The sequence below is a fragment of the Plantibacter sp. Mn2098 genome, from assembly GCF_049319745.1.
GTDB lineage: Bacteria > Actinomycetota > Actinomycetes > Actinomycetales > Microbacteriaceae > Plantibacter.
This window is the reverse complement of the sequence record NZ_JBMOUH010000006.1, coordinates 289756-309272: the sequence shown is the minus strand read 5'-3', so window position 1 is coordinate 309272 and position 19517 is coordinate 289756. Positions and strand designations below refer to the sequence as shown.

Below are 19517 nucleotides of genomic sequence, written 5' to 3'. Positions count from 1 at the left end.
GGGAGAGTAGGACACCGCCGGACTTCTTCGTTGAGATGGCCACCCAAGAATTCTTGGGTGGCCATTTCGCGTTTAAGAGGTCATACGAATACACATCGAACAGCACCAATGACACGGTTCGCCCCACGCGGTGGCGTACGGTGGAGTGGTATTCAGAATTCAACAGCAGGCAGCCGCAGGGCAGCAGGTCCACCACGATGATGGACCCGACCAGATGGGTCACCCTGACGACGATCGAGTAGCGTGGAGAGCATTGTGACTGACAAATCGGACGAGACCCCGGACCGGGGCGCGAAACGACCTCCACGACACGATTCGAATGCTGCCGGCGCACGCTCTGAACGCCCACGCACTGACAAGCCGTGGAACGATCGGCCGCGATCTGATGCGCCTCGCTCGGATCGTCCGCGTTCCGACAAGCCGTGGAACGATCGGCCGCGATCTGATGCGCCTCGTTCAGACCGGCCACGTAGCGACAAGCCGTGGAATGACCGGCCTCGTTCTGACGCGCCGCGCAGCGATCGTCCGCGCACGGATCGTCCGCGGACCGACGGCGCACGCGGCGACAAGCCGTGGAATGACCGGCCGCGTTCCGACGCGCCCCGCAGCGATCGTCCCCGTACGGATCGTCCGCGCACCGACGGCGCTCGGAGTGATCGGCCATGGCAGGACCGCCCGCGGACGGATCGTCCGTCGGGGGAGCGGCCGTACGGTCAGGGCGGACAGGGCGGTCGGAGTGACCGCCCGCGCACCGATGGTCCCCGTCGTGACGGTGGGGCCCCGGATCGCGGCGGCTATTCGCGCGGCTCCGGCGCGCTTGATCGTGGTGCACGCGATGACCGTGGCGGACGTCCGGAGCGTGGCCACGCACCTCGTGCTGGAGCGGGACGTCGGACGGATGGTCCGCCGAAGAAGCTGTGGACCCGTGACGGCGCCCCCGCTCGCGGCGATCGCGACGCATTCCGCCGCGAAGAGGAGCTGACCGAGGAAGAGCGGATCGCGCGCGAGCTCAAGTCGGTCCGACCACGCCACGACGACCCGGAGATCCCGGACGATGTTTCGGCATCCGACCTCGACAAGGGTGCCCGGAACGAGCTCAAGACCCTCAGCAAGGACAACGCGGAGGGTGTTGCTCAGCACCTCGCGATGGCTGCACGTCTCATCGAGGACGACCCCGAGCTCGCTCACCGTCACGCGCTGTCCGCAGCCCGCAGGGCTGGTCGCATCGCCATCGTTCGTGAGACGCTTGCGATCACGGCGTACCTGACCGGTGACTACGCGCTGGCATTGCGCGAATTGCGCACCTACCGTCGGATCTCCGGATCTGACAACCAGATCGCGCTGATGGTCGACAGCGAACGGGGCGTCGGCCGTCCAGAGCGAGCCCTTGAACTCGGCCGCTCCGTCGACCGCGCAGCACTCGACACCCCGGTTCGCGTCGCCCTCGCCATCGCGATGTCCGGCGCCCGTCTGGACCTCGGCCAGAACCAGGAAGCGCTCGACGAGCTGCAGTTGCCGCAGTTGAACCCGGACCTCGTGTTCTCCTGGAGCCCGTCGCTCTTCGACGCGTACGCCGAGACGCTCGAGGCGCTCGGACGTGAGAGCGAGGCCGCCGTGTGGCGTCAGCGTTCCCTCGTTGCAGTCGAAGCACTCGACCAGTCCGCCGCGGACGATGAAGGCGAGACGATGGTCGTCGTCGAGGAGTTCCTGACCGAGGAAGAGCTCGAAGCGCTCGGCCACAACTTCGTCGAGGTCGGCGTGGAACCAGAGGCTCCTGAGGCTGAATCTGAAGCTGTGGCTTCGGAAGCCGCTGACGACAGCGAGCCTGAGGCTGTTGAATCCACTGAGCCTGCTGAGTCCACTCCTGACGCCATTGAGGCCGACGAAGTGCCCGCGGAAGCTGCACCATCTGAAGAACGGAGTACCGGTGAGTCCACTGCTGTCGAGGAAGCCTAAGACCGTGATGCCGCTCGACGGCGTCGACGCGGTCCTCGCCGACCTGGACGGTGTGGTGTACGCCGGGCCGAACGCGATCCCGCATGCTGTCGAGTCGCTCAACCTGGTGGCGGAGTCGATCACCGTCGGGTACATCACCAACAACGCGTCGCGCACCGACGCATCCGTCGCCGGCCACCTGACCGACCTCGGACTGCGCGTCGCGCCGAACGAGGTCGTGACGAGCCCACAGGCGGCCGTCCGGCTGCTCGCTGGCCTCGTCCCGGCTGGCGCGACCATCCTCGTGGTCGGCGGCGACGGTCTCGTCGATGAGATCCAGAAGGGCGGCTTCGTCGTCACCCGATCTGCCGAGGACGAGCCGGCTGCCGTTGTGCAGGGCTTCGCTCCGGAGGTCGGGTGGACCCAACTCGCCGAGGCGGCATTCGCGCTGCAGGGCGAACGCGGCGCCGATGTGCACTGGATCGCGACGAACACCGACTGGACCATTCCGCAGGCACGCGGCATCGCCCCGGGCAACGGGACGCTCGTGTCCGCCGTGCACACCACGGTCGGGCGTCTGGCCACGGTGGCGGGCAAGCCGGAGACGCCGATCTTCGAGGAGGCCGTCGCCCGCTTCGGTGCGAAGAAGCCGTTGTTCATCGGCGACCGTCTCGACACCGACATTCTCGGGGCGAATCGTGCCGGCATCGCATCGGCCCTCGTGCTCACCGGGATCGACCGCGCGAAGCACGCACTCGCCGCCGATCAGCACTCGCGTCCCACATACATCCTGGAGGACCTGCGGCAGCTGCACGAGCCGTATCCCGTGACCACGATGTCGCGCGACGGCGAGGCGGCGACGGTCGGCGAGTCCACCGTCCGCGTCTCCGGGAACGACGTGGTGATCGAGCAGGCCGGATCCGTCAAGATCGATCTGCTGCGCGCAGCGTGTGCGGCGATCTGGGCGTCCGGTCGTGCGATCTACGGCCTCAACGTCCCGGAATCCCTCTACGCCGAATAGTCCGCCAGGTCATCCGTCTGTTCGGATCCGACATCGTTCCCAGCCACTGCTGTCAGCTCGCGAGCTGACAGCAGTGGCTGGTTTCGTTTCGGCTGACCAGCCACACCTGCCAGCTCGCGAGCTGGCAGGTGTGGCTGGTTTGGATGGGTCGGAACCGCCACAAGTGACAGTTCGCGGGCAAGGCCGGGCGGCAGGGCGGGGAGTGGGACGGCAAAGCGGGCGCGGGAGGGCGGGGGATGGAATGTGGGGCGGCGGGGCGGGGGATGAGGTGAAGGGCGGCGGGTAGGCTGGGGGGATGAGCAATGCAGTGGCGGACGGCGAGGACGCAGGCCGGGACGTGAGCAACGAAGCACTCGTGTCGCGGGTGCAGCTCATCGACGATCAGGCGCTCGAACAGCGCGCGGAAGCGTACGTGCAGGTGTACGAGGAGCTTCGGACGCGGCTCGAGGGGAGCGACTCGCCGAGGCACTCGGCGTAACGCATGGAGCTCTCCAGACTGGATGCGGCCCTCGCTCAGCGCGGCCTCGCACGATCACGCACCCACGCCGCGGCGCTCATCGCCGACGGCCTCGTCACCGTCAACGGACACCCCGTCGTCAAGCCGGCCGTGAAGGTCGGCGAGTCGGCGGACATCGTCGTGGCCGGCGCCGACCACTACGTCAGCCGCGCAGCCCACAAGCTGATCGGCGCGCTCGACACGTTCCCGGTGAGCGTCGAAGGGGTGACCGCGCTCGACGCCGGCGCCTCGACCGGCGGCTTCACCCAGGTGCTCCTCGAACGAGGCGCGTCACGCGTCATCTCGCTCGACGTCGGCCACGGTCAGCTCGTCGAGCAGCTCCGTGCGGATGAACGTGTCGCGGTCGTCGAAGGCTTCAACATCCGCTTCGGCACACCCGAGAGCGTCCGCGAGGCGTCCGGCGTGGCGGACGCACCCTCCGTCGTCGTCGGCGACCTGTCCTTCATCTCCTTGACCCACGTCCTCCCCGCGCTCGTCTCGATCGCGGCGGACGGCGCCGATTTTGTGCTGCTCGTGAAGCCGCAGTTCGAGGTCGGGCGCACCGGCATCCGTGAGGGCGTCGTCCACGACCCCGCGCTGCGCGCCGACGCGATCATGGGGGTCCTCTGGGCGGCGTGGGACCTCGGGATCGGGACGGCCGGCGCCATTCCGTCGCCCATCGTCGGCACCCACGGCAACCAGGAGTTCGTGGTGTGGATGAGCGCTGTTCACGGCGGCAATCCGACAGAATGGTTGCAGCAGATCACCACGATGGCTGGAGCATAGACGCATGTCGGATTCGAACGGACCCCAGACGCCCGCCCGGAACATCCTCGTCGTCGCGCACACCGGTCGGGACGATTCGCTCGATGCTGCGGTGCTCGTCTGCCGGCTCCTCCTCGATCAGGGTGTGATGCCCGTGCTGAGCGCGCTGGAGCGTGCAGACCTCGTCGCCGTCGACCCGGTGCTCGAGGTCGTGCCGGTGTTCGACGTCGATGTGCTCCTCGGCGACATCGAACTCACGATCGTCGTCGGCGGAGACGGCACCATCCTCCGTGCAGCCGAGGTGACCCGTGGATCCGCTGCGCCGCTGCTCGGCGTGAACCTCGGTCACATCGGCTTCCTCGCGGAGAGCGAGCGTGACGACCTGGCGGAGACGGTGGACCGTGTGGTGCGCCGGGACTACTTCGTCGAAGAGCGCATGACGCTGTCCGTGCGCGTCAAAGTCGGCGCGGAGGTCGTCTACGAGACCTGGGCGCTCAACGAGGCGACCGTGGAGAAGGGCAGCCGGGAACGGATGCTCGAAGTCGTGGTGGAGGTGGACCAGCGTCCGCTGTCGACCTTCGGGTGCGACGGTGTCGTCATCGCGACGCCGACAGGATCCACCGCCTACAACTTTTCGGCCGGCGGCCCCGTCGTCTGGCCGAGCGTCGAAGCGATCACGCTCGTCCCGCTGAGCGCGCACGCCCTGTTCGCGAAGCCGCTCGTGGTGGGGCCGGAGTCCGCGCTTGCGGTCGAAGTGCTCGAGCGGACCGACGGTGTCGGTGTCCTCTGGTGTGATGGGAGACGAACGAAGGACCTCCTGCCCGGCGCCAGGGTGGTCGTCCGACGCTCACCGATCCCGGTCAGACTGGCGAGGCTCCACGAGAGCACCTTCACCGACCGGCTCGTCAACAAGTTCCAATTGCCCGTCGCCGGATGGCGCGGACCAGTCGGCCGTGACTGAATCGACAGCGGTCGTACGGGTGCCAGTGGCACAGGCGATGCAGGCAAACGTGAGTGAGAGGTGTCAAGCGTGATCGAAGAGATCGAGATCACCGACCTCGGCGTGATCGCCGATGCGACGCTGCCGCTCGGCCCCGGCTTCACCGCCGTGACCGGGGAGACCGGCGCAGGCAAGACCATGGTCGTGACGGCGCTCGGGCTCCTGCTCGGAGCGCGCTCCGACAGCGGTGTGGTCCGAGCCGGGCAGAAGCAGACCGTTGTGCAGGGCAGGTGGCTCGTGCCGGGGGACGGCGCGGTCGCCGACCGGGTGCGTGAAGCCGGGGGAGACCTCGACGACGCCGGCGACACGACCGCCGCCGAGCTGCTCCTCGGCCGCATCGTGACCGCTGAGGGTCGCGGGCGCGCGATCGTCGGGGGACGGACCGCACCGGTCGGGATCCTGGGGGAGCTCGGGGAACAGCTCGTTGTGGTGCACGGGCAGTCGGATCAGATCCGCTTGCGCTCGGCACCCGCTCAGCGAGACGCCCTCGACCGCTTCGCCGGCGCACCGGTCGTCGTGGCGTTGGAGCGGTACCAGGAGCGGTATCAGCAGCTCATCGCCGATCGGGCGGAACTCGACCAGCTCACGAGCGAACGCGACGCCCGTCTCGCGGAGGCGGAGCGGCTGCGTGCCGCCCTCGCCGAGATCGAGGACGCCGATCCGCAGCCAGGTGAGGAAGACGAACTCGCTGAGCGCGCAGACCGACTCACGAACCTGGAGGAACTCCGGTTGTCGGCCGCAGGCGCCCGGGAACTCGTCTCGGCCGAGCTGAGCGAGGAGAGCGACGTCGTCGGGCTGCTCGAGCAGGCGAAACGGCAGCTGGAGCGCGCAGCCGTCCACGACACCTCGCTCGCAGCGATCACCGAGAACGTCGCCAACGCGAGCTACCTCGCGGCCGAGATCGCCGCGGAGCTGTCCACCTACCTCGCCGGCCTGGATGAGGACGGCGCCCACGAACTCTCCATCGTCCAGGAACGCCGTGCGCAGCTCGGAACGCTGACGCGGAAGTACGGGCCGAGCCTCGACGATGTGCTGGCGCTGCAGGAGACGGGCGGATCCCGCCTGCTCGAACTCGACGGCGACTCCGATCGGATCACCCAGCTCGAAGCCGATGTCGACCGTGTTGCAGCAGAGGTGGCGACCGCGGCCGCCGCGCTCAGCGAGGTCAGAACCGCGGCGGCTGCGCGGCTGTCCGACGCCGCGACCGTCGAACTGCGGTCCCTCGCGATGGCGGACGCCGCCCTTGTGGTGGAGGTCTCGGAGCGCGATGACTACACGCTCCACGGGCGGGACAACATCGCGTTCCTGCTGCGTCCGCACGGTGGCGCGGAACCGCGTGCGCTCGGCAAGGGGGCGTCCGGCGGCGAGCTGTCGCGGGTCATGCTCGCGCTCGAGGTCGTCATCGCCGGGGCGGACCCCGTCCCGACGTTCGTGTTCGACGAGGTCGATGCCGGCGTCGGCGGGGCGGCGGCGATCGAGATCGGACGACGCCTCGCGGCGCTCGCCGAGCGGTCGCAGGTCATCGTCGTCACCCACCTCGCGCAGGTCGCAGCCTTCGCGAACAACCATCTGAGCGTTGTGAAATCCGGCGACGGGTCCGTCACCGCATCGAGTGTCCGCCAGCTCGTCGGCGCGGACCGCGAGGCCGAGATGGCGCGCCTGCTCTCCGGGCTCGCAGAATCCGACAGCGGATTGGCGCACGCCAGAGAACTGCTGGAACTCGCGGCGGAATCAGGGCTCGGCGTCGCCAGGACTGCACCGTGAACGGCAGGTTACCGACCGAGGACCAAAACCGCATGATAGGATCGAAGCCCGTGGTGGACAATTCTGAAGCGGCTTTCAATAACGGTATTTCAAACGGCACGACCAAGCACATCTTTGTGACCGGTGGTGTCGTTTCTTCGTTGGGCAAGGGCCTGACAGCAGCCAGCCTGGGCAACCTGCTGACCGCACGGGGACTCCGGGTGGTGATGCAGAAACTGGATCCATACCTGAACGTGGATCCCGGAACGATGAACCCGTTCCAGCACGGCGAGGTCTTCGTGACCGACGACGGCGCAGAGACCGACCTCGACATCGGCCACTACGAGCGCTTCCTCGACATCGACCTGAGCCAGGCGGCCAATGTGACGACCGGTCAGATCTACTCGACCGTCATCGCCAAGGAGCGCCGCGGAGAGTACCTGGGCGACACCGTCCAGGTCATCCCGCACATCACGGACGAGATCAAGCGCCGGATGCGCCTGCAAGCAACCGAGACGCCGCAGCCCGACGTGATCATCACCGAGATCGGTGGAACGGTCGGCGACATCGAGTCGCAGCCGTTCATCGAGTCCGCGCGTCAGATCCGTCACGAGCTCGGCCGCAGCAACGTGTTCTTCGTGCACGTGTCGCTCGTGCCGTACATGGGTGCGTCCGGCGAGCAGAAGACCAAGCCGACGCAGCACTCCGTCGCGGCGCTCCGCTCCATCGGCATCCAGCCCGACGCGCTTGTGCTCCGCAGCGACCGCCCCGTCACCGAGAGCAACAAGCGCAAGATCGCGCTCATGTGCGACGTCGACGAGGCAGCCGTTGTGAACGCGATCGACGTGCCGAGTATCTACGACATCCCGACGATGCTGCACGACCAGGGCCTCGACTCCTACATCGTGGACCACCTCGGCCTCACGGTGAAGACCGTGGACTGGACCGGGTGGGCCGAACTCCTCGAGACGGTGCACGCGCCGAAGCACGAGGTCACGATCGGTCTCGTCGGCAAGTACATCGATTTGCCTGACGCGTACCTCTCGGTCACCGAGGCGCTCAAGGCCGGCGGGTTCGCGAACGAGACCAAGGTCTCCGTGAAGTGGATCCCCTCCGACGAGTGCGAGACGGTCGACGGGGCCATCGCGGCGCTCGCCGGTGTCGACGGCATCTGCGTGCCGGGCGGCTTCGGCATCCGCGGCATCGAGGGTAAGCTGGGCGCGCTCAAGTTCGCCCGCGAGAACGGCATCCCCGTCCTCGGCCTGTGCCTCGGTCTGCAGTGCATGGTCATCGAGTACGCCCGCAACAAGGCGGGCCTCGAAGGCGCCAGCTCGTCCGAGTTCGACGAGGACACGAAGTTCCCCGTCATCGCGACGATGGCGGAGCAGGTGGAGATCATCGCCGACGGCGACCTGGGCGGCACGATGCGCCTCGGCCTCTACCCGGCGAAGCTCGACGAGGGCTCGATCGTGGCAGAACTGTACGGCTCGACCGAGGTCTCGGAGCGCCACCGCCACCGCTACGAGGTCAACAACACCTACCGTCAGCAGATCGCGGACGCCGGCCTGCAGTTCTCCGGCCTCTCGCCGGACGGACACCTGGTCGAGTACGTGGAACTGCCCCGCGAGGTGCACCCGTTCTACGTCGCGACGCAGGCCCACCCAGAGCTGCGCTCGCGTCCGAACCGCGCACACCCGTTGTTCGCCGGCCTCGTCGCCGCGTCGCTCGAACGCCAGCAGGCGAGCCTCCTGTTCGACGTCGCCAATGGCTGATCAGCTGCACGACGAGCCGTTCGCCGTCGAGGTGACCTCCTCGGAGGTCGCCTTCGACGGCGCGGTCTGGGACATCCGTCGTGAGTCCTTCCGCTACGGCGACGCCGACGTGGTCCGGGAGTTCGTGGACCACACCGGCGCCGTCGCGGTGCTCGCGCTCGACGACGAGGACCGCGTCCTGCTCATCCAGCAGTACCGGCACCCGATCCGCGAACGCGACTGGGAGCTCCCGGCCGGTCTCCTCGACATCGCGGGCGAGGACCCGGCGATCGCCGCACGGCGCGAGCTGGCGGAGGAAGCCGACCTCGAAGCCGCTGAGCTGCACCTGCTGACGGACTTCTACACGACGCCAGGCGGCAGCAACGAGTCGATCCGGATCTACCTCGCCCGCGGACTGCGTCCGACGGCCGACGCGTTCGCACGCAGCGAGGAGGAGGCCGACATCCGCATCGAGTGGATCCCGCTGGAGGACGCCGTCGCCGGTGTTCTCGGCGGACGCTTCCACAACTCGATCCTCATGCTGGGCGTGCTGAGCGCTTCAGCCGCTAAGGCCAGCGGCTGGTCGACGCTGCGGAGGGTGTAGGGGAACATGCCTCTCGAGACGGCCCTCGCGAGCTATCTGCGTCACATCGCGATCGAGCGGGGGCTGTCCGAGAACACCCAGGCCGCGTACCGACGCGATCTGGAGCAGTACTGCGCGTGGCTCGCCGCCGCCGGCGTGACCGAACCGCGTGCGATCACAACGGTGCAGGTGAGCGGGTTCTCGAATGCACTCGCGACGGCCGACGGCGCCGTGCTGAGTGCGGCATCCCTCGCGAGGGTGCTCAGTTCCGTGCGCGGCTTCCATCGGTTCCTCCTCGACGAGGGGGAGGTGGACGTCGACGTCGCCCACGAGGTCAAACCGCCCAAACTGCCCGGTCGCCTGCCGAAGGCCATCACGATCGACCAGGTGCAAGACCTGTTGGCGACGACCGACGGCGACGACCTGCTCTCCATCAGGGACAAGGCGCTCCTCGAAGTGCTGTACGCGACGGGCGCCCGCGTGTCGGAGGCCGTGGGGCTGAACGTCGACGACGTCATCGAGACGGACATCGTGCGATTGCTTGGCAAGGGCGGGAAGCAGCGCATCGTCCCGCTCGGCAGCTTCGCCAGAGCAGCGCTCGACCGCTACCTCGTGCGGGTCAGACCCGTGTACTCGGCCCTCGGCAAGTCGACGCCAGGACTCTTCCTCGGACAGCGCGGATCGAGGTTGTCGAGGCAGAGCGCGTGGCTCGTCATCCAGCGCGCGGCGGAGCGCGCAGAGCTCGACGGGCACGTCTCGCCGCACACGCTCCGGCACTCCTTCGCGACCCATCTGCTGCAGGGCGGAGCGGACGTGAGAGTGGTCCAGGAACTCCTCGGGCACTCCTCGGTGGCGACCACCCAGATCTACACGCTCGTCACCGTCGACAGCCTCAGGGACATGTACACCCAGGCCCATCCCCGGGCCAGATGGGCGACCGACAGCGCGCCACCACGAGCGGGCGATCCAGCCCGGTAGACTCAACAGTCGAACGACAGCAAGTGGGAGGCATCAGCCGTGGCCGGTACGAATCGAAAGAGTGTGGTGACCGTACCTGCTGCAGAGAACCCCAACGGACCGACCGGGCGTCCGCGCACCGAGTTCGCGGTCCCGGAGCCGCTCAAGCAGCACGGCCCGGCCCGCATCATCTCGCTGTGCAACCAGAAGGGCGGCGTCGGCAAGACGACGACGACCATCAGCCTGTCTGCTGCGCTCGCCGAATACGGCCGTCGTGTCCTCGTGGTCGACTTCGACCCGCAGGGCGCCCTCTCCGCAGGCCTCGGCATCAACACCCACGAGGCGAACACGGTTTACGACCTGCTCCTCGGCACGGTCAAGGATCCGGCAGAGGTCATCCAGCACACGGCCATCGAGGGCCTCGACGTGCTGCCGGCCAACATCGACCTCTCCGCGGCGGAAGTGCACCTCGTCAACGAGGTCGCCCGCGAGACGATCCTCGCGCGTGTGCTCCGCAAGGTGTCGCCGGACTACGACGTCATCCTCATCGACTGCCAGCCCTCCCTCGGCCTCCTCACCGTCAACGCGCTCACCGCGAGCCACGGTGTGCTCATCCCGCTGGAGTGCGAGTTCTTCGCGCTGCGCGGCGTCGCCCTCCTGATCGAGACGATCGACAAGGTTCGCGACCGCCTGAACCCGGCCATCGAGCTCGACGGCATCCTGGCGACGATGTACGACTCGCGCACGCTGCACTCGCGTGAGGTGCTCGACCGCGTCGTCGACGCGTTCGACGAGAAGGTGCTCGAGACGGTCATCGGCCGCACCGTGAAGTTCCCGGACGCGAGCGTCGCAGGCACCCCGATCACCGAGTTCGCGCCGGAGCACCCGGCGGCCAAGGCGTACCGCCAGTTGGCGAGGGAGCTCATCGCCCGTGGCGCGATCGCGTAGCACGTCCCAGAACGTCGGGGCGGCCCCGACGGGAACGGTCGCGGCCACCGGTGCTCAGGCGACCGCTCAGCCAGCCGCACAACCGGTTGCACAGACGTTCTCGCTCACGATCGACGGGTTCGAGGGTCCCTTCGACCTCCTGCTGTCCCTCATCGGCAAACACGAGATGGACATCACCGAGGTGTCGCTCAGCCGGGTGACGGACGAGTTCATCTCATACCTCAAAGGGCTCGACGCGGACGACGAGCTCGATCAGGCGAGCGAGTTCCTCGTCGTCGCGGCGACACTGCTCGACCTCAAGGTGGCAGGGCTCCTGCCGCAGGGTGAACTCGTAGACGCCGAGGACGTGGCGTTGCTCGAAGCGCGCGACCTGCTGTTCGCACGACTGCTGCAGTACCGCGCGTTCAAGCAGGTGTCCGCCTGGTTCGCGCAGGAGTTCGAATCCGAGGCCGCCAGACACATCCGCTCGGTCCGGCTGGAGGAGAAGTACCGTCAGAAGACGCCTGAGCTGGTCTGGACGCTGAGCGCAGCCGACTTCGCCGCCATCGCCACGCTCGCCATGACCCCGCGGGAACTGCCGTCGGTCGGACTCGACCACCTGCACGCGCCGCTCGTCAGCATCCGGGAGCAGGCCGCGCACGTCGTCGCGATGCTGCGCTCCGGCGGCACGCACACGTTCCGCGAACTCGTCGCCGGGGCGGAGTTGAAAGGCGTCGTCATCGCCCGATTCATCGCCGTGCTGGAGCTTTACCGGCACGCCGCCATCTCGTTCGACCAGATCGAACCGCTCGGGGAACTGACGCTGCGCTGGACGGCAGAGACATGGAACGACGAGAGCCTCGCGAGTTTGGGAGCTGATTACGATGGCTGACACGACGATCGATGCAACGGCGGACGTCGAAACCGAATCCCTGCAATCCGAGCAGGAGGCGCCTCGCGCGCTCACGACCGACGAGACCGCCAGGGCGCTCGAAGCCATCCTCATGGTGGCGGACGAACCGCAGAGCCTCGTGAACCTGGCCACCGCCCTCCGCCAGCCGGTCGGCGGGATCAAGCGCGCCATCGCCGCGCTCGTCGCCGACTACGACGGCGTCGACGGCACCGTGCGTCGCGGCTTCGAACTGCGCGAGGTCGGCGGCGGCTGGCGCTTCTACGTGCGCGAACAGTACGACCCGCTCATCGCGGAATACGTCATCACGCAGAACCCGACCAAGCTCTCCCAGGCGGCCCTCGAAACGCTCGCGGTCATCGCCTACAAACAGCCGATCAGCCGTGGTGCGATCGCCTCCATTCGTGCCGTGAACGTCGACTCCGTGGTGCGAACGCTCCTCGGACGAGGACTCATCACGGAAATGTTCACCGACAGCGAGACGGGTGCCATCAACTACGGCACAACCGATCTGCTGCTCACCCAACTCGGCATCAACGCCATCGACGAGCTCCCGCAGATCTCTCCGCTGCTCGACGACGGCCAGGAAGGATTCGACAGTGACCTCCACTGATTCACACGACCGCGACCCGTTCGCCGCTCCAGAGGGCATCCGCCTGCAGAAAGTGCTCGCCGGCGCGGGCGTCGCATCGCGACGTGTCTCCGAACAGCTCATCGAGGACGGGCGGGTGGAGGTCAACGGCGTCGTCGTGACCGAGCTCGGCCGCCGCATCGACCCGGAGAACGACCTCGTGGCCGTCGACGGGTCAGCCATCCAGCTGGACTCGTCGAAGCGCTACCTCATGCTCAACAAGCCCGTCGGCATCTACAGCTCGTTGAAGGACGACCGCGGTCGCCCCGACCTGCGTCGCTTCACCGACCAGTACGAGGAGCGCCTGTTCAATGTCGGGCGCCTCGACGCCGAGACGAGCGGTCTGCTCATCCTCACGAACGACGGCGATCTCGCGCACGTGCTGGCGCACCCGTCGTTCGGCGTCTCGAAGACCTACATCGCAAAGGTCACCGGCCGGGTCACCCCGCAGGTGCTCGCGCAGCTGACCGCCGGCATCGAGCTGGAGGACGGCCCCATCGCCGCCGACAAGGCGCGGTTGCTCGGCACGGAGGACGGCCACAGCCTCGTCGAACTGACGCTGCACTCCGGCCGCAACCGGATCGTGCGTCGGATGCTCGATGCGGTGGGTCACCCCGTCGTCGACCTCGTCCGCCGCCAGTTCGGTCCGTTGCACCTCGGCACGCTCGGCTCCGGACAGGTCCGCGAGCTGACGAAGGCCGAGCTCGGTGCGATCCTGACGATCGCACGCGAGCACGCCCCGGCCGCTCGTGCGGCGGACGGCACGGCTGCTGCTGCTTCGGACGACGCTTCGGACGACGCTGCAGGCGAGGGTCGGGCGGAGACTGCGGAATGACCGCCGAAACGGCAGCCTCCGGGCCCGCAGCATCAGGCGCTTCGGCCGCTGTGCCGGCGCGGGTGCAGGGCTCCGTGCGCATCGTGGGCGTCGGCCTGCTCGGCGCCAGCATCGGTCTCGCGATGCGGGCCAAGGGTGTCGACGTCATCCTGTCCGACGCGTCGCCGAGCCAGCAGCGCCTCGCCGTCGACTACGGTGCCGGGCGTCCGCCGGCAGACGGCGACGACCCGTCGATCATCGTGATCTGCGTGCCGCCGGACGTGACGGCCGCCGTCATCGAAGCGGAGCTGGAGCGCTACCCGGACGCCGTTGTGACCGATGTCGCGAGCGTGAAGCTGGAACCGTACCGTGCGCTGCTGGCCCGCGGGGTCGACATCACGCGCTACATCGGCTCGCACCCGCTCGCCGGCCGTGAACGCGGGGGAGCGATCTCCGCCCGCGCGGACCTGTTCCTCGGGCGGCCGTGGGTCATCTGCCGCGACGCGGAGACTCCGCCGTGGGCGCTCGCCCTCGTGGAGGGACTCGCGCTCGACCTCGGCACCATCCCGCTGGAGATGACGCCGGAGGAGCACGACCGCTCCGTCGCACTCGTCTCCCACACCCCGCAGATGGTCGCGAGCCTGCTCGCGAAGCAGCTCTCCGCCGCCTCCGACAACGCGATCGACCTCGCCGGCCAGGGGCTGCGCGACACCGTGCGCATCGCATCGAGCGCGCCGGAACTGTGGGTGCAGATCCTCAGCGCCAACCACGCGGAGGTCGTTCCGGTGCTCGAACGGCTCCAGGCCGACCTCGCGGAGGTCATCGAGGCCCTGAGGGATCCCGAGCAGCCAGGCGCGCGCCGTCGCATCGCCGACGCCATCGCCGAGGGCAACGTGGGGGTGGCCCGCCTCCCGGGCAAGCACGGGCAGAACCAGCGGTTCGCGAGCATCGTCGTCCTCCTCGACGACCGCCCAGGGCAGCTCGGCCTCCTGCTCACCGAACTCGGCGAGCTGGGCGTCAACATGGAGGACCTGCGCCTCGAGCACTCGCCGGGTGCGAACATCGGTCTCGCCGAGATCTCGGTCGTCCCCGAGGTCAAGCAGCGGACCGTCACCGATCTGGAAACGCGCGGCTGGCGCATCGCGGAGGTATAGGACAGCATGACGAACACGAACACGAACACCGATGGTGTGTACGGCGCCGACGAGCAGGCCTCGATCGTCGTCGCGATCGACGGCCCGGCAGGCAGCGGCAAATCGAGTGTGAGCAAGGCCGTCGCGAAGCGCCTCGGCTACCGCTACCTCGACACGGGCGCGAGCTACCGGGCGATCGCCCTCTTCGCACTCGATCGCGGCATCGACGTGGAGCACGCGGACTCCGTCGTGGGCCTGCTCGAAGGATTCGACGAGACCTACGGATTCAGCGTCGACCCCGAGATCAGCCGCTTCACCCTCGGCGACCGCGACGTGACCGAGGAGATCCGCGAGCCGCGCGTGACCGCCGTCGTGTCGGCCATCGCACGGGTCCCGGAGGTCCGCGTGCGGGTCAACGAGCTGTTCCGACGCATCATCGCGCGGAACGCGAAGCCCGGGATCGTGGTCGAAGGACGTGACATCACGACGGTCGTCGCACCGGACGCTCAGGCCAGGATCCTGCTGACCGCATCCGAAGAGGCTAGAATGGCCAGGCGTTCCGCCGAACTCGTGAGTCATCCCGCCGGCGACGTCGCGGAACAATTGCAGCGACGTGATCGGGCCGACTCTGCAGTGGTCGACTTCATGAACGCAGCGGACGGAGTGACCACGGTCGACTCCACCCACATCAACTTCGACGAGACGGTCGACGCGGTCATCCGCGTGATCGAATCCCTCACAGCAAGGAACACCCATGGCTAACGACGACGAGACGTACGAGGCCGGTCCAGACGACCTCGCGGATCGGCTCTCCGACCTCGATGAGGAGTTGGCCACAGCGCGGGCGGCATCGCTCCGCTCCGGGCTGTCCGACTACGACCTGGAGGATGACGACCTCGCCATCCTCGAGGAATCGACCCTCGACCCCGACGAGATCCGCTACCTCCCGGCGCTGCCCGTCGTGGCGATCGTAGGACGACCGAACGTCGGCAAGTCCGCGCTCGTGAACCGCATCCTCGGCCGTCGTGAAGCCGTTGTCGAGGACACCCCAGGTGTCACCCGCGACCGCGTCAACTACAAGGCCGAGTGGAACGACCGTCGCTTCACGATCGTCGACACCGGCGGATGGGAGCCAGACGCCCGAGGCATCGACGCATCCGTCGCAGCCCAGGCAGAGGTCGCCATCGACCTGTCCGACGTCGTGATCTTCGTCGTCGACGCGATCGTCGGCGCCACAGCCACCGACGAGCAGGTCGTCAAGCTGCTCCGCAAGGCCGGCAAGCCCGTCTTCCTCGTCGCCAACAAGGTCGACGACGCCCGCCACGAGCCGGAGGCCGCAGCACTGTGGAGCCTCGGCCTCGGCGAGCCGCACCCCGTCTCCGCCATCCACGGACGTGGTGTCGCCGACCTCCTGGACGCCGTCCTCAAGGTCCTCCCGGCCGTCTCCGCGGTTGCGAAGGACGAGTTCGGCGGACCGCGTCGCGTCGCTATCCTCGGTCGCCCGAACGTCGGCAAGTCGAGCCTGCTCAACAAGGCCGCCGGTGAAGAGCGCGTCGTCGTCAACGACCTCGCCGGCACCACCCGCGACCCGGTCGACGAGCAGATCGAGCTCGGCGGCAAGATCTGGCGCTTCGTCGACACCGCCGGCATCCGCCGTCGTGTCCACCTCGCCCAGGGCGCCGACTTCTACGCATCGCTCCGCACGAGCACCGCGCTGGAGAAGGCGGAAGTCGCCGTCGTCCTCATCGACGTCACCCAGGTGATCTCCGAGCAGGACGTGCGCATCATCGACCTCGTCCTCGAGAGCGGCCGTGCGCTCATCCTCGCCTTCAACAAGTGGGACCAGCTGGACGACGAGCGTCGCAAGTACCTCGAGCGCGAGATCGAGCAGGACCTGTCGCACGTCTCGTGGGCTCCCCGCGTCAACATCTCCGCACGCACCGGTCGCCACCTCGAACGCCTCGTCCCGGCGCTCGAAGTCGCGCTGGAGTCGTGGGACACGCGTATCCCCACCGGCAAGTTCAACGCCTTCCTCGCCGAGCTCACGGCTGCGCACCCGCACCCGCTGCGCGGCGGCAAGCAGCCCCGCATCCTGTTCGGGACGCAGGCAGCGAGCCGTCCGCCGACATTCGTGCTCTTCACCACGGGATTCCTGGACCCCGGCTACCGCCGGTACGTCACGCGTCGCCTGCGTGAGATCTACGGCTTCGAGGGAACGCCGATCGTCCTCAACATGCGTGTGCGTGAGAAGCGTCAGCGTCCGTAAGGAGTGACGCGCTCGTCCGCGAACGCAACACAGAACCACCGATGCGGCACCGGGAGTCCGGAGCCGCATCGGCGGTTCTGTGTTGGGGCGTCTTCGCCTGCGTGCTGCTGCGCTGCGACTCAGTCGATGATCGCCTTGGAGGCTGCGGGGGTCGGCCACCAGTAGGGGACCAGTTCCCGGTAGACCTCCAGGAAGACCTCGATGTCGCGGGGCGCCGGGGTGTCCAACCACTCCTTGATGGAGGCGACGGCTCCTGCCGCGACGAAGTTGGCCGCGGTGCGGGAGAAGAGCTGCCGAGCCTCGGGGGACAGGTCGACCGTGTCCGGGATGCTGACGGTTCCCTGATCGAAGAGCTGGATGATCGCATCGGCGAACCGACGGTTGAGCATCGGCTGCAGGCTGCTGCCGCCGGCGTCGTCGCTCAGGCCGACGCGATAGACCTCCGCGTGCTCCTCGATGTGGCGGATGGTGGCGATGGTGGTGTCGGTGATGCCCTGGGCCGCGGCCTCTGCGCCGATGCCGGTGAGGTCGAGTTCCAAGCTGTGCAGCTCGTCGCTGAGCACCGATTCCAGGAGCTCGCCGGGGGTAGCGGCGTGCTGGTAGAAGGTGGAGCGATTGATGTTGGCCTGTTCGGCGATCTCGGAGACGGTGATCTCGCTCACGCGGCGGGTCGCCGCGAGTTCGAGGATCGTCGTGGCGAGCCGTGCCCGTGTTTTGCGTTGGCGCGCGTCCATAGTGTGTCCTTCACGATCGGTCAGCGGTATACACCGCGTGGATAGATTGTATGTCGAGGCGAACCTCGTGGGCTGGAGTGAAATATATCATCTTTTTGTTGGATTGTGGGCAGGAGATGCGAGTTCACACAACGCGCGTCGTTTGGCATTTCGTGACAGGGTGGAATCCATGAGTGATGGGCACACCCCGGGATACCCGGTTCGGGACTCGGGCGACGCCTGGGTCGAGAGCGCTGACGGTCGGAAGTTCTGGGGTCGGTACGGTGCGGCCGGACTGCTCGTGCACGATCCTGCCCGCGGAGTGCTGCTGCAGCATCGCGCCGATTGGAGCCACCACGGGGGCACGTGGGGTATCCCGGGTGGCGCACGCCATCAGTACGAGAGCGCAGTGGACGGCGCGATCCGTGAGGCCGGCGAGGAAGCCGGCGTGCCGAACGACGCGATCGAGTTGCGCTTCGATTCCGTGCTCGACCTCGGATTCTGGTCATACACGACGGTCATCGCCGAGGCGATTCGACCGTTCGAGGCCGTTGTGTCGGACCCGGAGAGCATCGCGCTCGACTGGGTGCCCGTGACACAGGTCGAGACGCTGCCCCTGCATCCCGGATTCGCGGATTCGTGGCCGGAGTTGCGGGCGCACCTGGAGCGCAGCGTGACGATCGTCGTGGACGTCGCCAACGTCGTCGGCTCCCGTCCTGATGGCTGGTGGAAGGATCGCGCCGGTGCTGCGGCGAAGACGCTCGACCGTCTGGCTCGACTGGCCGATGCCGGTATTGCGGCCGAAGCGCTCGAACTCGATCATCACCGGTGGTGGCCGGCGATCGTCGCGGTCGTCGAGGGTGAGGCGCGTGGGGCGCGAGCTGGTGCTGGTGTTGCTGCTGGTGCTGCTGGTGCTGGCGCGGCGGATGCTGCTGTAGGTTCTGCCGCTGCTGGTGAGCTGCGGGCCGGGCTGCGTGTCGTCGACGCTCGGGGGAGCGGTGACGATGCCATCGTCGAGCAACTTGCCGGGCTGTCCGGCTCCGTTGTGGTCGTGACATCCGACCGCGGGCTGCGGGAGCGCGTCGAAGCCGCCGGCGCGGGCGTTCGGGGCGCCGGATGGCTGCTCGATCAGCTGGATGCGGTCGACGCAGCGGGCTGACCGATCGTGACGCTCCACGTCCGCGCGGCCGTCTGCAGTTCTCCACAGCCCGACTGATTTCGTCACGCGGGAGAGGCGTTCACTAGGGTTGACTCATGACCCTGTTCATCATCGTCGGCGCTGTTGGACTCGTGATCGTGCTGATTTCGCTGTTGTTCGGCGAGATCTTCGACCTCTTGGACGGCGCCATCTCCGCTACGGCGCTCGGCTCGGCGTTCACCGTCTTCGGCGCCGTCGGCGCGATCGTGCTGGCCAACGGCCTGCCATCGTGGGCCGCCTATGCGATCTCGGGCGCCATCGGCATCCTGGTGCTCGTCGGCGTGCAGGCGATGATCCGCAGCTTCCGCCGATCCGACGACGGTACGCCCAGTTCGCCGCTCGGCCTCTACGGCGTCGCCAGGTCCACCATCTCGCAGGCATCCGGTGAGGTCAGCCTCGACGGACCGCACGAGATCGAGACCAGGCTCGCGTTCTCCGATGTCCGCATCGAGAGCGGCACGCGCATCCGCGTCCTCGAACTGCAGGGGTCCAGGGTCAAGGTCGAACCGGCCAGCACGGCTGCTCCGGCACCGGAGGACACCGGTGCGCCGGATGCTCCTGCCGCGCCGTCGGGGCCATCCGCGCCGCCTGCGCCGCCAACACCGTAATCTGCCGGTGCCGTGACCGCGGTGCCGAACGTTCCACCAGACAGCTACCTCAGGGGAAGGCAACTC

General features: G+C 68.0%; 21 protein-coding genes. 19 read left to right on the top strand and 2 right to left on the bottom strand.

All coding sequences use genetic code 11. The features are described from left to right. Positions 1-223 (bottom strand): hypothetical protein (locus ACL9RL_RS11560; protein WP_422780399.1); only part of this gene is annotated, 223 nt, incomplete at its 3' end. Positions 224-487: 264 nt separating this feature from the next. Here ACL9RL_RS11560 and ACL9RL_RS11555 point away from each other — a divergent pair. The 17 genes from ACL9RL_RS11555 to der all read left to right on the top strand — a co-directional run bounded on the left by ACL9RL_RS11555 (position 488) and on the right by der (position 16932). Next, a complete protein-coding gene (locus tag ACL9RL_RS11555) occupies positions 488-982 on the top strand; it encodes a hypothetical protein (RefSeq protein WP_422780398.1) in 495 nt (164 codons plus the stop codon). Positions 983-1146: 164 nt separating this feature from the next. Next, positions 1147-1956, top strand: a complete 810-nt coding sequence (locus tag ACL9RL_RS11550) for a hypothetical protein (protein ID WP_422780397.1) — start codon at positions 1147-1149, stop codon at positions 1954-1956. 7 nt (positions 1957-1963) lie between these two features. Continuing rightward, positions 1964-2956 (top strand): HAD-IIA family hydrolase, encoded by a 993-nt coding sequence (locus tag ACL9RL_RS11545; protein WP_422780410.1) that lies wholly within the window; start codon positions 1964-1966, stop codon positions 2954-2956. A gap of 295 nt (positions 2957-3251) precedes the next feature. Further along, entirely contained in the window at positions 3252-3434 is a 183-nt protein-coding gene (locus ACL9RL_RS11540) for a hypothetical protein (RefSeq protein WP_422780396.1), read from the top strand. 3 nt (positions 3435-3437) lie between these two features. Next, entirely contained in the window at positions 3438-4238 is an 801-nt protein-coding gene (locus tag ACL9RL_RS11535; protein ID WP_422780395.1) for a TlyA family RNA methyltransferase, read from the top strand. Between the two features lie 4 nt (positions 4239-4242). Then, entirely contained in the window at positions 4243-5178 is a 936-nt protein-coding gene (locus ACL9RL_RS11530) for an NAD kinase (protein WP_422780394.1), read from the top strand. Positions 5179-5247: 69 nt separating this feature from the next. Further along, a complete protein-coding gene (gene recN / locus ACL9RL_RS11525; protein WP_422780393.1) occupies positions 5248-6981 on the top strand; it encodes a DNA repair protein RecN in 1734 nt (577 codons plus the stop codon). A gap of 32 nt (positions 6982-7013) precedes the next feature. Beyond that, positions 7014-8732, top strand: coding sequence for a CTP synthase (locus ACL9RL_RS11520; RefSeq protein ID WP_422780392.1), 1719 nt, complete (start codon positions 7014-7016; stop codon positions 8730-8732). Then, on the top strand, positions 8725-9315 hold the full coding sequence (locus ACL9RL_RS11515; protein ID WP_422780391.1) for an NUDIX domain-containing protein: 591 nt from the start codon (positions 8725-8727) through the stop codon (positions 9313-9315). The genes ACL9RL_RS11520 and ACL9RL_RS11515 overlap by 8 nt, the downstream gene beginning before the upstream one ends. A gap of 6 nt (positions 9316-9321) precedes the next feature. Next, positions 9322-10272 (top strand): site-specific tyrosine recombinase XerD, encoded by a 951-nt coding sequence (xerD, locus tag ACL9RL_RS11510; RefSeq protein WP_422780390.1) that lies wholly within the window; start codon positions 9322-9324, stop codon positions 10270-10272. Between the two features lie 63 nt (positions 10273-10335). Then, the gene (locus tag ACL9RL_RS11505; protein ID WP_422780409.1) at positions 10336-11199 is read left to right on the top strand and encodes a ParA family protein; all 864 of its coding nucleotides are present in this window, start codon (positions 10336-10338) and stop codon (positions 11197-11199) included. A gap of 109 nt (positions 11200-11308) precedes the next feature. Beyond that, the gene (locus ACL9RL_RS11500; RefSeq protein WP_422780408.1) at positions 11309-12070 is read left to right on the top strand and encodes a segregation and condensation protein A; all 762 of its coding nucleotides are present in this window, start codon (positions 11309-11311) and stop codon (positions 12068-12070) included. Then, positions 12063-12701 carry an SMC-Scp complex subunit ScpB gene (gene scpB, locus ACL9RL_RS11495; RefSeq protein WP_422780389.1) on the top strand — a complete coding sequence of 213 codons (639 nt, stop codon included), beginning with the start codon at positions 12063-12065 and terminating at the stop codon, positions 12699-12701. The genes ACL9RL_RS11500 and scpB overlap by 8 nt, the downstream gene beginning before the upstream one ends. Next, positions 12688-13554, top strand: a complete 867-nt coding sequence (locus ACL9RL_RS11490) for a pseudouridine synthase (RefSeq protein WP_422780388.1) — start codon at positions 12688-12690, stop codon at positions 13552-13554. The genes scpB and ACL9RL_RS11490 overlap by 14 nt, the downstream gene beginning before the upstream one ends. Beyond that, complete coding sequence (locus ACL9RL_RS11485) at positions 13551-14687, top strand: prephenate dehydrogenase (protein WP_422780387.1); 1137 nt, start codon at positions 13551-13553, stop codon at positions 14685-14687. Before ACL9RL_RS11490 ends, ACL9RL_RS11485 begins: the two co-directional genes overlap by 4 nt. A 6-nt stretch (positions 14688-14693) precedes the next feature. Beyond that, positions 14694-15428: a (d)CMP kinase gene (cmk, locus tag ACL9RL_RS11480; protein WP_422780386.1), complete on the top strand. Its 735-nt coding sequence runs from the start codon at positions 14694-14696 to the stop codon at positions 15426-15428. After that, positions 15421-16932: a ribosome biogenesis GTPase Der gene (gene der, locus ACL9RL_RS11475; protein ID WP_422780385.1), complete on the top strand. Its 1512-nt coding sequence runs from the start codon at positions 15421-15423 to the stop codon at positions 16930-16932. Before cmk ends, der begins: the two co-directional genes overlap by 8 nt. Before the next feature lie 119 nt (positions 16933-17051). On the opposite strand, the gene ACL9RL_RS11470 is transcribed toward der, so the two are convergent. Continuing rightward, the gene (locus tag ACL9RL_RS11470) at positions 17052-17666 is read right to left on the bottom strand and encodes a TetR/AcrR family transcriptional regulator (protein ID WP_422780384.1); all 615 of its coding nucleotides are present in this window, start codon (positions 17664-17666) and stop codon (positions 17052-17054) included. 169 nt (positions 17667-17835) lie between these two features. Between ACL9RL_RS11470 and ACL9RL_RS11465 the strand changes: the two genes are divergently transcribed. After that, positions 17836-18804: an NUDIX domain-containing protein gene (locus tag ACL9RL_RS11465; RefSeq protein ID WP_422780383.1), complete on the top strand. Its 969-nt coding sequence runs from the start codon at positions 17836-17838 to the stop codon at positions 18802-18804. Between the two features lie 95 nt (positions 18805-18899). Continuing rightward, on the top strand, positions 18900-19451 hold the full coding sequence (locus ACL9RL_RS11460; protein ID WP_422780382.1) for a hypothetical protein: 552 nt from the start codon (positions 18900-18902) through the stop codon (positions 19449-19451). Positions 19452-19517: the final 66 nt, after the last annotated feature.